The sequence below is a fragment of the Anaerolineales bacterium genome (genome assembly GCA_037382465.1).
Classification (GTDB): Bacteria; Chloroflexota; Anaerolineae; order Anaerolineales; family E44-bin32; genus WVZH01.
In genome coordinates this window covers 18,356-30,407 of sequence record JARRPX010000026.1, presented here as the reverse complement: position 1 = coordinate 30,407, position 12,052 = coordinate 18,356, and the positions used below count along the sequence as shown (strand labels likewise).

At 52.5% G+C, this 12,052-nt stretch carries 10 protein-coding genes; 4 read left to right on the top strand and 6 right to left on the bottom strand.

The genetic code is table 11. The features are described from left to right. The first annotated feature begins 49 nt into the window (after positions 1-49). Positions 50-490, top strand: a complete 441-nt coding sequence (locus tag P8Z34_08640; GenBank protein MEJ2550734.1) for an OsmC family protein — start codon at positions 50-52, stop codon at positions 488-490. Positions 491-1,018: 528 nt separating this feature from the next. Here the strand turns inward: P8Z34_08640 and P8Z34_08635 are convergent. The 4 genes from P8Z34_08635 to P8Z34_08620 all read right to left on the bottom strand — a co-directional run bounded on the left by P8Z34_08635 (position 1,019) and on the right by P8Z34_08620 (position 5,060). Next, positions 1,019-1,438, bottom strand: a complete 420-nt coding sequence (locus tag P8Z34_08635) for an OsmC family protein (GenBank protein ID MEJ2550733.1) — start codon at positions 1,436-1,438, stop codon at positions 1,019-1,021. 75 nt (positions 1,439-1,513) lie between these two features. After that, positions 1,514-1,759 carry a hypothetical protein gene (locus P8Z34_08630; GenBank protein ID MEJ2550732.1) on the bottom strand — a complete coding sequence of 82 codons (246 nt, stop codon included), beginning with the start codon at positions 1,757-1,759 and terminating at the stop codon, positions 1,514-1,516. 95 nt (positions 1,760-1,854) lie between these two features. After that, a complete protein-coding gene (locus tag P8Z34_08625) occupies positions 1,855-2,691 on the bottom strand; it encodes a universal stress protein (GenBank protein MEJ2550731.1) in 837 nt (278 codons plus the stop codon). Further along, positions 2,688-5,060 (bottom strand): ATP-binding protein, encoded by a 2,373-nt coding sequence (locus tag P8Z34_08620; protein ID MEJ2550730.1) that lies wholly within the window; start codon positions 5,058-5,060, stop codon positions 2,688-2,690. Before P8Z34_08620 ends, P8Z34_08625 begins: the two co-directional genes overlap by 4 nt. A 512-nt stretch (positions 5,061-5,572) precedes the next feature. Here P8Z34_08620 and P8Z34_08615 point away from each other — a divergent pair. Together P8Z34_08615 and P8Z34_08610 are read left to right on the top strand one after the other, a co-directional pair. Then, positions 5,573-6,724 (top strand): bifunctional oligoribonuclease/PAP phosphatase NrnA, encoded by a 1,152-nt coding sequence (locus P8Z34_08615; protein MEJ2550729.1) that lies wholly within the window; start codon positions 5,573-5,575, stop codon positions 6,722-6,724. A 79-nt stretch (positions 6,725-6,803) separates the two neighbouring features. Then, positions 6,804-7,433, top strand: coding sequence for a diadenylate cyclase (locus P8Z34_08610; protein ID MEJ2550728.1), 630 nt, complete (start codon positions 6,804-6,806; stop codon positions 7,431-7,433). Here P8Z34_08610 and P8Z34_08605 read toward each other — a convergent pair. Then, positions 7,417-9,846, bottom strand: coding sequence for a hypothetical protein (locus P8Z34_08605; GenBank protein MEJ2550727.1), 2,430 nt, complete (start codon positions 9,844-9,846; stop codon positions 7,417-7,419). The two genes, P8Z34_08610 and P8Z34_08605, sit on opposite strands and share 17 nt — an antisense overlap. Positions 9,847-10,095: 249 nt before the next feature. After that, positions 10,096-10,752: a PRC-barrel domain-containing protein gene (locus P8Z34_08600; GenBank protein ID MEJ2550726.1), complete on the bottom strand. Its 657-nt coding sequence runs from the start codon at positions 10,750-10,752 to the stop codon at positions 10,096-10,098. 483 nt (positions 10,753-11,235) lie between these two features. On the opposite strand from P8Z34_08600, the gene P8Z34_08595 reads away from it, so the two are divergent. After that, positions 11,236-11,898: a BON domain-containing protein gene (locus tag P8Z34_08595; protein MEJ2550725.1), complete on the top strand. Its 663-nt coding sequence runs from the start codon at positions 11,236-11,238 to the stop codon at positions 11,896-11,898. The last annotated feature ends 154 nt before the right edge of the window (positions 11,899-12,052 follow it).

Below are 12,052 nucleotides of genomic sequence, written 5' to 3'. Positions count from 1 at the left end.
ACCGAGCAGAATCGCCGGGTATCATCGAAAAAGAAGAAGGAGGGAAACGATGCCAAAGTTCGAGCGAACTGCTGAATCGGTCTGGGAAGGGGATTTAAGGAACGGTGCTGGGAAGCTGACAACCTCCAGCGGCGTATTGGCGGATGCCGTCTATCGGTTTGCGACGCGTTTCGAAAACGAACCAGGGACGAATCCGGAAGAGTTGATCGCAGCCGCTCATGCCGGTTGTTTCAACATGGCGTTGGCGAGCACGTTGAAGAAAAAGGGACACGAACCCAATCGACTCCACACGACGGCGGTGTGCACGATCGAATCGAAGGAAAGCGGAGGGTTCGAAATCACCAGGATGCATCTGGCGATCCGCGGTTCGGTCGATGCACTTAGCGAATCCGAGTTCAAGGAAATCGTCGAAGAAGCCGATCGGGGCTGCCCGGTCTCGAACCTGTTGCGGTCATCGTTGCAGATTGAAAGGGAAGTGTCTCTGGAATGAATCTCGGTCCAGCGATGGGTTCGAGTGCCGGAAAGTGGAAGCGGAGTGTTGATCCAACACGGTATTTAATAATCGGACTCCTTCCAATATAAGGTAGAGCGAAGCTACCGAGCTGAACCATGTGCAAATGTCCGATCTCGACACCCGGAAGAACACCTATCGTTCCAATTACTTTCGTGGAGACGCCTGGAAAGGCGTCTATCGTTCCAATCATCTCATTGAGACCACCGGAGAGGCGTTTGGAACGGACGGCTTGAGTAGACGCCCTACCCGGGCGTCTCTACGAAGATTTTTTCCATGCCCCTGTAACGATGGCATGTGCGCTGGCTGCCAAGTTGCTTTTACCAAGTCAGCGTGATGAAAGGATGGCGGCCGTCTTTACCGACGATCTCCCATTCCGGAATCGTCGGCTTGAATTGTTAGATTTCATCCTGCAATGCGGGAGGCTCACTGCCATTACAGGGTACACATTTCTGTATGGCCAAAGACTTCCTATCCTTTATGGAACGTATGTAATCCTGCAGAGTTTCATTTGGCTGGATGCACGATGCGCACGCCGTCTTCGAGGATCTTGTGAATCGAACACTTCTGCGAGATCGTTTGCAGCTTCTCTCGTTCCTGCTCGGAAAGATCCCCTTCGAGGGAAACAGACTCGGAGATATGTTCTTCGTAACGATCGATGTGCTCGCAATCCTCACAATCTTGCTTGAAGTCACGGCGGTATTCTACGGTCGCTTCGGCAATATCCAGGTTTATGCCATGATTTTGTGCGAACGTATGCAGCACGATGGTTGTACAGGCGCCCAAAGATGCCAGCAGCATGGTGTAGGGTGTGAGAGCATAAACACTATCGACTTGGTACAGCTCAGAATCATTCTCATCCGGGTTCGTGGCTCGAAATTGGATTTCAAAATTCGATTTTTGACGCACGGTCACCTTCTCTGTCATGATTTCCCTCCGCACCGGTCTACTTGGGGCTAATTTGCGAAACGAATTTGAAGCGTCCTGTGAAGCTGCTACATGTCAACCAATCTGACGCATGAAGGATTTCACCTGAATATCCCATTCTCTGGTTTCGATATCGACCTCGGTTTTTCCTTTGTCCCGACAGGTGATGATGTCGATATGACCACCGCCGCCTTTGAAATTCACACAGCGTTTCCCCCGATCAGTGATATCTAGGCCAAGTCCTTCCTCGCCGAAATAAGACACGGCTTTATCGATCGCATCTTCCGGGGAAAGTCTTGTTGTAAAACCGTATTGTGGCATGATCGTTCCTTTCTCGTCTTCGACTGATTTCCACGCGATCTATCGAATCGATGCTCCACCGGGGTTTCTGTGCCGCGTTTCCCATCCGATCCACACTACTGTACGAATAGAACGGGGCAGTCCATCTCGTCGATCACCTCGGAAACGGCATTTTCTTCCAGGGCTTCGATGCTGCGTGGCAGAATGAGCAGGCAGGATTCGGTTCGGGCGAGTGCGTTGACTTTATCGACGCTCCAATCGAGAATCCAGCGAAAGCGAGGTTCAAGATTTCGTTCGCTGAGCCATTGATAGGCTTCCTTCTGGAGTTGCTTCGCCCGCTCGGATGTATCCGCCAGGATACCTACCGTAAGAAAACCCTCCGAATTTCGGATCAGATTGGATGCAAGCGCCAGCGCCCGTTTCGAAGAATCGGACCCATCGTATACCACGAATATCGGCGAGGGTGAACCCGGCCTGTCTCCGATGATCAACGTGCGTGCGGGATATTGGGTCAGGATGAACTGTACTGTGGAACCCAGCTTCTTGCGTCCGGACCATCCACTTCTCCCCAGTACGATGAGATCGGCGTCTTCTGCGGCGTCTTTCAAATCGGATGTCTTTCCCTTCATCACGTTGTACGTCCAATGCACGCGAGCCTCTTTCGCCAGCGTTTCCAACATGCTCCGGATTCGCTTGGATTGAGCCCGCATTTGGAGCCTGATTTCACGGCTTCCAATGCGGCGCGATTGGGCGGTGTAGTGCCCGATTTCTCTCGCAAACGGGTAGCTTCCCAGGTGGTGAAGATAGCTTTCCTGGATGAACAAAGCTCGCAGTTCCGCGCGTGTTCTCCGGGCAAGATCGATAGCGGTATGCAAGGCAATGATGCTGTTGGGTGAGGCATCGACGGCCACGAGGATGCGTTCGATTCGATCCTTCCTGTCGGGCTCGCTCATTTCACGGGCTCTTTCGAATCATGGCTGAAGCGCACGCGTTCTTCCGCCATCTCCAGTAAGTTTTGCTGAACGATGCCGTTCATCGTACCCTCGGGGAAATTCCCATCTTTATCGGATTCTCCGGCAGGCAATCCGGTGAGAATCTCCATTCCTTCGTCGATGGTCTCGACGGGATAGATGACGAATTTCCCGTCGGCGACGGCATCACGCACGTCCTGTCGGAGCATGAGGTGTTTTACGTTCGATTGTGGGATGAGAACACCTTGATTCCCGGTCAGCCCTCTGTGATTCACAGACCCGGTTACGGCGAGGGACTGCTTGATCGGTACATCGGCGATGGCGGATAGCAGCGCGTACAGCTCGGCCGAGGATGCACTGTCTCCTTCTACGCCGCCGTAGGATTGTTCGAAAACCAGACTGGCGTTCAACGACAAAGGCCGCTTGCCGGCGTACCTGGCCCCCATCAGGGCGGAGAGAATAAATACGCCCTTGGAATGGATCGGGCCTCCCAATTCGACCTCGCGTTCGATATCGACGACTTCACCTTTGCCGATGCGAGTGCGTGCCGTGATCCGCGTCGGTTGGCCGAAGCTAAAATCGCCCAACGAGAGTACGGAGAGGCCGTTCACCTGGCCGACCTTTTCCCCCTCGGTGTCGATCAGGATCGTGTCTCGCAGGATGCCCTCTTGCACTCGTTCGCGCAGCCGGTCGGAGCGGTAGATTTTGGAATCGATCGCTTTCTGGACGTCTTCACGGGTGATGACTTTGTGCCCATTATCTTTCGACCAGTAGTCCGCCTCCCGCAGCAGGTCGGCGATTGCCCGGGTGCGAATGGACAGCCTCTCGGAGTCTTCGACCATGCGCGCGCTTTGTTCGATGACCCTCACGACCGCGCCGCGATCGAGCGGCTGCAGATCGGATTTCCGCGCCAGTTCGCCGATCAGCTGCGCATAGAGTTTCTGGTTGCCGGAATTTCGCTCCATGCGGTCTTCGAAATCAGCGGCCACCTTGAACAACTGCGGGAATTCCGGTTCCAGGGAGTTGAGCAGATAATACAGCATCGGCTCTCCCAGTAACGCGACTTTCACGTTCAAGGGGATCGGCTCCGGTTCCAGCGAGACGGTGCTGATCAGGCTGTACATCTGGCTTGGTGACTCGATGCGTATCTCGCCAGACCTGAGCGCTCGTTTCAAGCCCTCCCAGGCAAAAGGCTGCGTGAGCAGCTTCCGGGCGTCGATGATCAAATAGCCGCCGTTGGCTCGATGGAGCGAGCCCGGCTTGATGAGTCCGAAATCGGTGATCAGGGCGCCCATCATCGCCCGGTGTTCGACTCGACCGATCAGGTTTTGATAAGTGGGATTGTCCTCGTAGATGATCGGTACGTTTTCTGTTTCGCTGTTGTCGACGATCAAATTCACATGATAGCGACGTAATGTCGGGGATTCGGAGGCTTCATCTTCTCCGATGTTCATTTGAGCCGATAACTGCTGGATTTTTTGCTGCTGGTCTTCATCTATGACGATGTCGCGAACGTTGGCGACCACGTCTTCCAGGACTTCGTCCAGAAATTCGATGACCTCGGGAAAGTCGTGGTATTTATCCCGGAGTTCGTTAATCAGACCACCCACGACCAGACCGGCAATCTCATGGTTTAACTGATCGACCTTCTCGCGCAGTTCTCGCTGCCACGTCGGCACCTGCTGGAGAATTTTCTGCAGTTCTTCCTGGAGCTCGGGGGTTTGTTCTTCCAGTTCTTTGCGTTTATCTTCCGGAAGTTGTTGGTATTCTTCCGGCGAGATCACTTCGCCGTCTCGAGTAGGGGCGAATACGAATCCCACCGGCGTGCGAACCATCTTCATGCCTTTCTGTTCGCTTTTTTTGCGCAGATCTTCGAAGGCTTCTTCCTGGCGTTCCTGGATCTCCTCCTGGACTTCCTGCAGCCTGGTACGATATTCCTCACTTTCAAATGCGCCCTTGAGTGCGTTATGTAGATCCTCGGACAACTTCTTCATGTCGTCTCGAAACTTCACACCCATCCCTGTTTTCAATCGAATTGCCCTTGGTTTGTGCGGTTCATCGAAATTGTTAACGTAACACCAATCGGGTGGGATTTCATCGTTTTTGGACGCAACTTCGAAAAATCGTTGGATGATTTCCTTCTTGCGCGTACCGGAGGCTCCGAGAGCGAATATGTTGAATCCTTCTTGATGGATGCCAACACCGAATTTTACGGCTTCGACCGCCCGCGGTTGACCGAGGATCTGGGTGAGGGGTTTCAAGTCCTCGGTGGTATCGAAATCGAATTGATTGGGATCACAAGCGGTGTATAGGGCTTCCACACCCAGCGGTTTGATCTCTTCCTTTGCCATGCTTCACTCCTGTTGTGCTGAAGTCGATAAGTCAACGCAGCGCTGCATACGATTCTCACCATCGCAGCCCGTTGATAGCAAGTCGTAGTGGCTTGCAGTCTTTATTACTTATTGATACGCCCGACTTCTAACAATATCGTCACGACTCTCGACGAATGTCTTGCGAAAAATTAAATGGTCAACAAACGTCACGTTTCTCGATCGGCACACAGGCGAAATCGTTGCCGGATTGTTCAAATCTTCGGTCCGTACACCAGGATCCCTCACTCGAGAACGCAAGATTTCTGAAATATTTACTTCATGTGGGTAAGAAATTCATGATTTTCACCGGTTATGATTTGGATAAACACAGATGAACCATCCGCTATCGACGTGCATCGTCCAGTCTCGGGTTGGTGAATCTGACACAACAAACGCCAACCCTGTCGCCTGGAATCGGCGGCGGGTGCGGGACAGATCGTGGAACGTCTCCGGGATGAATGGCGTTGGAAATGACCTTTGAGGAGATTGCCGTGGAAAAAGTCAAAAACGATACACTCGTCGAACCCATAATGGCAGAGAGCGGCGGAAATCAGGACGCGGATTTCCAGGGATTTATGGATGAATTGGAACGTCATCGTGGTGAGCGCCATGTGATTGTGCTGCAGGATTACCCGGACCCGGATGCGATTTCTTCCGCGTTGGCACATCGTATGCTGGCTTCGACCTTCGATATCCAAACGGATATCTTGTATGCAGAAAAAATCAGCCATCCACAGAACGTGGCTATGGTGCGCCTGCTGGAAATCGATTTGAAACATTACGACGACTCCACCGATCTGGGAAGTTATGACGGCGCGGTTTTCATCGACAACCAGGGAACCACGGCGCAGCGCATCGTCGCTGATCTGGAGAGCGAGAAGATCCCGCAGTTGATGGTTATCGATCATCATGACCCGCAGGATCGGCTGCAGCCGGAGTTTTCCGTGATTCACAACGTCGGTGCAGTCAGCAGCCTGTATGTCGGCTTCCTCACGCACGAGCATAGTCCGATCACCCTGGAGCGTTCGAACAGACAACACATCTTGCTGGCTACCGCGTTGATGCTGGGCATCATTACCGATACGAAACATTTCGTCACCGCCAAGACGGAAGATTTCGAAGCCGCAAAAGTCCTGAGTCAGTTCCGCGATCCTGAGTTGTTGGAGCAGATCTTGACGCAGTCGAGGTCGAAGGAGACGATGAAGGTGATCCTTGAAGCCCTTGCAAATCGCATCGTGGCCGAAAACTTCTCCATTGCGGGTGTTGGTTACCTGCGTTCCGAAGACCGCGATGCCATCGCAGAAGCGGCGGACTTCCTCGTCTCGGAGGAAAACGTTCATACGGCCATCATTTACGGAATCGTTGGCGACAATAAATCAGAAGCGGTGATCGGCTCTTTGCGAACGACGAAGCTGACAATGAAACCGGACGAATTCATCAAGGATGTGTTTGGCAAGAGCCAAAGCGGAGAGTATTACGGCGGTGGAAAAGCACAAGCAGGCGGCTTCGAGATCCCCGTGGGCTTTCTGTCGGGGGACGAGCAGGGAAAATATGGTGAACTCAAATGGAAAGTCTATGATGCGCAAGTAAAGCAAAGGCTGTTTCAAAAACTGGGTATTGAGGAGGAAGTGTCGACCACGTGATGGCCGATATCCGGAAATGGGTGAGGGATTATCCACCTGTTGAAATCAGCATACGAAATGGAGCAATCGTAGATATAAAATGAAGAACAATACTCTAAGCGAGATGTTGGCCAGGATTGGTTCGGCCGTAGGCATGGACGACGATGAGACGTTGGAGCGGGTGTTGACTCTGGCGATCGAATTGGTACTCCAAGGACGAGAGGGAAGGAAAATCGGCACGATGTTCGTCTTGGGGGACAGCGATGAAGTTCTCCGTCGTTCGAGGAACATCATTCTAGACCCGCTCTACGGACATCCCGATTCTGTCAAGCAAATCCGTGATGCCGGAATGCGGGAGACGCTCAAAGAGCTTTCCCAGCTCGATGGTGCCTTCATCATCTCGGAAGATGGTGTCGTCCTCTCGGGGTCGCGTCTGATAGACGTTGACTCAGGAGACGTCGAAATTCCGATGGGTTTGGGAAGCCGTCATTATGCTGCTGCAGCGATCTCCAAGAAGACGCGAGCCGTGGCTATTGTGGTATCCAAGAGTTCCGTGATTCGTATTTTTCAGCAGGGCAAGCTGGCGGCGGAGATCATGCCGCAGAAGATGTTCCTATCGGAATGCACGGTACATCTCGAGGGTCCTTATGCGGAACATTCTGGACACGAGCTGACGACACTGGTTCATGTCAAACCTTATCGAGGCAATGAACTCACCGTGGAAAAATGAGTCGAAGAGTGGCGATGCTCCCCGGCATCGTCAATTCGACCTTTCCACCGCGGACTTGAAGGGATTCGAGTTCTCGTTCGCGGGCGTCGCATAGATGCGCCTCCGCGATTTTCCTTTGTTTGCAGTGCACCCGGAAGGTTTCGCCTACTGCAGATGGGGAAAACAATCTGAGGATCCAGCCTTCACCGCGGGCAGCGGCTTTTGCGGCGATCACGGTCACATCATCTCGATCGATGTCGAAAAGGACAGGAGTGGGGGAATTCGACTCGGCAAGATGGGTGGGGTCGATGAATGGATCATCGATGTAGGCTGCTATTTGAGGCAGTCGATTCTCTTGCCAATTTCCCTGCGGCGTGTACATCAAGGCGTATTCAAAGGCGTAGTCTTCGCGCTCACTTCCCCGGGCGGGATTCCCGGGCAGCGGTAAAAATCGATACGCTCTTTCCTTGTGAGCGTTCCGAAAGGCCACGATTTCGAGAATGCCATCCGGATTCACGGAGATCGCTCCGGGATATCGTTGGAATATGGCGATGCCGTCACCTCGATCGACGTCCACGAGATGGACGAACTGGTGCAGCGGCCAAAACGTCGGATCGTAGCCTTTCTGCAGCGGACGAATCACCAGACCTCCCGGCGTGTCCATCACCAACTCGCTGACTGATAGATTTAGCCCGAAACGAACGGTGAACGTATGGCCTCCGGCGGCTTGGCCGATGGCGCGGAAATACATCAGCGGGTTTTCGTTCTCCAGCCAAATCTGACGTTCCAGCAAACGTCCCCGCACTTCGTTCGAGTAGTGAATTTCCAGGGCCTTCCTCACTGTCTTGATGTCCATGTCGACGGCGTCGCGGCTGGCGCGCTCATCGATTTTCCAGGTGCCCCCCTGAAATTCATACCCCATGCGCCACAGTCCACCGGAATCCTTGTAACTGAGAATGTCGTTCGAAAGTACGGTCAACACAGGCTGCGGCCGATCGATGGGACGCAGCGCTTCAATCGTTCCGCCATCTCGTTCAGAGAGGATGAGGTGATACCGATCGGTCTCGACAGTGATGCTGCTGTCCGTTCTCGTGTACTTTGGAGTTCGCTGCGGATCGATGGCCTCGTCTCCCGATTCTGGATCCGCTTCGAGTTCATGGATGACGGTCTCGGTCTGTAGAAGGCCGTCTTCCAGCCAGGGAATTTGCTCATCCTCGACGGTCCGATCCGGAGAAGTTCCCGTGATAAAGTCGTGATGATTGGCCACAGATGCATACCACCAGGGCTTCGTGAGTTCCATGGATACTTTTTGAATCAGAGTGTCATCGTCGGAGGCCAGCGCCAATTGTTCGGCGAGCAAGAGTTGATCGACAAGATCATGGGATCGTCGTTTGATGGTCGGCCTGCTGGCATAAAAACCCGTCCAGTAGGGATTGGGATCGAGTTCGACGATCGGCAATACGTCGAGATGGAATTCGATCAGATTGAGATAGTCGTCAAGACCGGCGTTGACGGCCCATATTCCCGTCTTCTCATAGTGGTTGTGATTGTACCTGTCAAGGAGGAAGACAAGGTTCTGGATAGGTTTGACGAAATCGAATCCAATCGGGCAGAACATGTAGGGCGTCTTTGCCAAGGGATTGAGTTGTCTCGCGAACTTTTCGATTTTCCCGGTAACATTGATCTCCGAATGGTCAGAAAAGGACAACGGGTGATTGTAAAGTCGAATCAGGCCGCGTGAGGCGAGCATGTCTCCCTGTCCGTAGGTGAAGGCATTCCAATGGCAGAGGACTCTCGCTCCGGTTCGATCGCGCCAGATGAAATCCAGCGTTTTCTCCGTGTTTAGTAGATAATCGGTGCTGGATTGCACCTCCAGGTCATTCTTGGGCCTTCGAAGTCCGCTGCCGGGAAAACGCATACCGTCAATACGCGTGATCGCTGTACGGTCAAATCCGGCAGCGTTGAGAATGGAAGGCAAGGCGGGGGTGGCGCCGAAACTGTCTGAAAAGTATGCCAATTTCGGTTCTTGGGTCATTCCGTGGCTGCGCAGCCATTCCTGTCCGAGAAGGAAATCGCGCAAGATCGCTTCCGTGGTCGGGATCAGCGTATCGGCGGTGGTGACGGCGCTGTTCGTCAGGCGCAGACGGCCCTGGTTGATCAACTGGCGAATGTGGTCGTGCTGCTGGGGAGAGCGGTTCCAGTACATTTGCAGGAAGAACGTACACTCGATGGAATAGATGCGGCGCGGTTCTTCCAGCAGTGCCTCGATGGCGAGATCCAGATTGTGGCGGACGTAACGGGTGTAATATTCCTCCGAGGTGAGCATCCAATTGGGATCCCAATGGCTGGATTCTGCAAAAATGAGTACTTTGTGTGCCTCGTCAGGTATACCCAGACGATGGCGTATGAGGAGTTCGTTTTGCTGAAGGGGCATGATTTTAAGTGATCTTCCTCGTTGTCCTGGATGGCAGCAAGTTATCAAAAAATGCAAAGGTAATATACCGCGGCTTTGCCTGCACACAGCAATTTAATTGGCGGTTTTGGGCCAAATCGTTGCCGGCAGGGATACCGTGATTCTCAGCAATTTTACGCGTGTACTGAGAACGGGTTCGAACAGGATGAAGCAAAGAAAATGGATCGGTCGCTCAGCATGCACTTCCTGAGTCAATGGGAATGGTGGAGGCTAACCTTTATATTCCGGAAGGGTCTCCAATGTGCTTGCATCGAGCGCCAGATGAACTTCATTTTCCTGTACCAGCGTCAACCAGGTGGCGGGGATGAGTTTTTTGTCCGGAAAGAGCAGCCCTTCTTCCACGACGAAATGTGTGGCGCACCCCATTTCGGGATCGACAAGAACTTCTTCGATGTTTCCGATGTGCTTGCCATCAGAGCTGAGAACTCGCGCACCCTTTCTCAACGGAACCGTGTCCTTTGGGATGTTGCGTTGAGTTGCAGCGTAATACACCGGTCTCGGAGCAAATATATTTTGCCCCGCACCTGAAAGGCCAAACGTTGGATACCAGTAGACCGGCTTGGCATTTAGTGTTTGAACGTCGCCCTTGTCTTCCATCTCATCAATTTCTTCTGCCAGGAAATAGTGCGTTTGCTCGAACTCCGGGAAATCTTCGACTTCGCCGACATCTTTGTTCAGGAATATCTGTTGATCCTCGACTCGATCGATGGCCTCGATCGGAATGAGCTTGTCCTCAGTCAGCAGAATCCCTTTGCGGACAACGATGTGAGTCACTCGCTTGGTTTCAGGATCCAAAACCACGCGATCCACGCGTCCCACTTTCTTGTTCTGTGCGGTTAAAACATTGGCGCCATCGACGATTTTCATGTTCACGGCCTCCTTTCGATCGCAGGATCTGACAATCGATGCCCGGCAGCAGTGATCGAATAGATGTCTCCGATATACCTGGCATCCAGGTTTCATGCGTCCTGCGTGGCCTGTTTTTGTTTCTCCGATCGAAGTCTAAAGTGCGAGACTTATGATCTAATTTGTATTTTACATGCGATAAGTCTCAGTTTCCTCTCAACCTAATCCTTTGTTCTTTCCAGAATCTTTCCGAAGAAGAGAAATGCACTTCTCCTTTTCCGAAGCTTTCGAAACATGACGTAGATTTGCCGGATGATGTGGAGATTACCGAGAACGAAGCTCTTCTGGTGAGGGCAGAGAAGTATCCATTTCGCAAGAAATACGCAAAGCATCGCACCCTGAATTTTACCGAATCGTGATATATGACCGCTATCTTTTTTATCAGATATGAGATGACTTGCAGCGCTAATTAGGCTGCAGACAAATATGGAAGGAGTGAGTACCATGCCAACAGATGAAAAGATTAAAAAGGATGTAACGGATCATTTGTACTGGGATTACCGCGTGGACGCTTCCGAAGTCCAAATCGAAGTAGACGACGGGATCGTTGTACTCGACGGCACCGTTCCGAGTTTTGTGGCCATGGAATCTGCGGCCGACGATGCCTGGAGCGTACGTGGTGTAATGGGCGTAGAAAACGATCTCGAGGTCAGGTACGAGCCCTCGATTGACATTCCTACGGACGATGAGATTCGGAGCAACATTCAGAAGATTTTTCTCTGGAATCCCCATCTAACGGCTTACAAAATCGACGTTGAGGTCGAGGACGGTTGGGTAACCCTGGAAGGAACGGTGGATGCATTTTGGAAGAAGATCCGATCAGAACTGGAAGCGAAGGACGTGATCGGTGTACTCGGTGTAACGAACAAACTGTCCGTCGTCCCCACAGAATCGATCACCGATGAAAGTATCGCGGAAAACGTCGTCGACGCCATCGACCGCGATGTACGTGTGCGAGTCGAAGACATTAACGTCGAAGTCGAGATGGGCGAAGTGACCCTTACAGGAAACGTGCCCTCATGGTCGGCGAAGACGGCCGCGTACAGTTCGGCGCTTTACACCAACGGCGTTATCGACGTCGTGGATAAATTAATCGTCAATCCATGAGCGTCTAGATTCTGCATTCGAGTCCCAAAGGTCAAGCCCAGGAATTCATTCGACGTCGTTTGAGGTTCCCGATTGCAGTTGAGCCGGATCCGATAATTTCGAGAGACAAAAGACAGCCGCTATCTCAACGTAGCGGCTGTCTTTGATTCGGCCC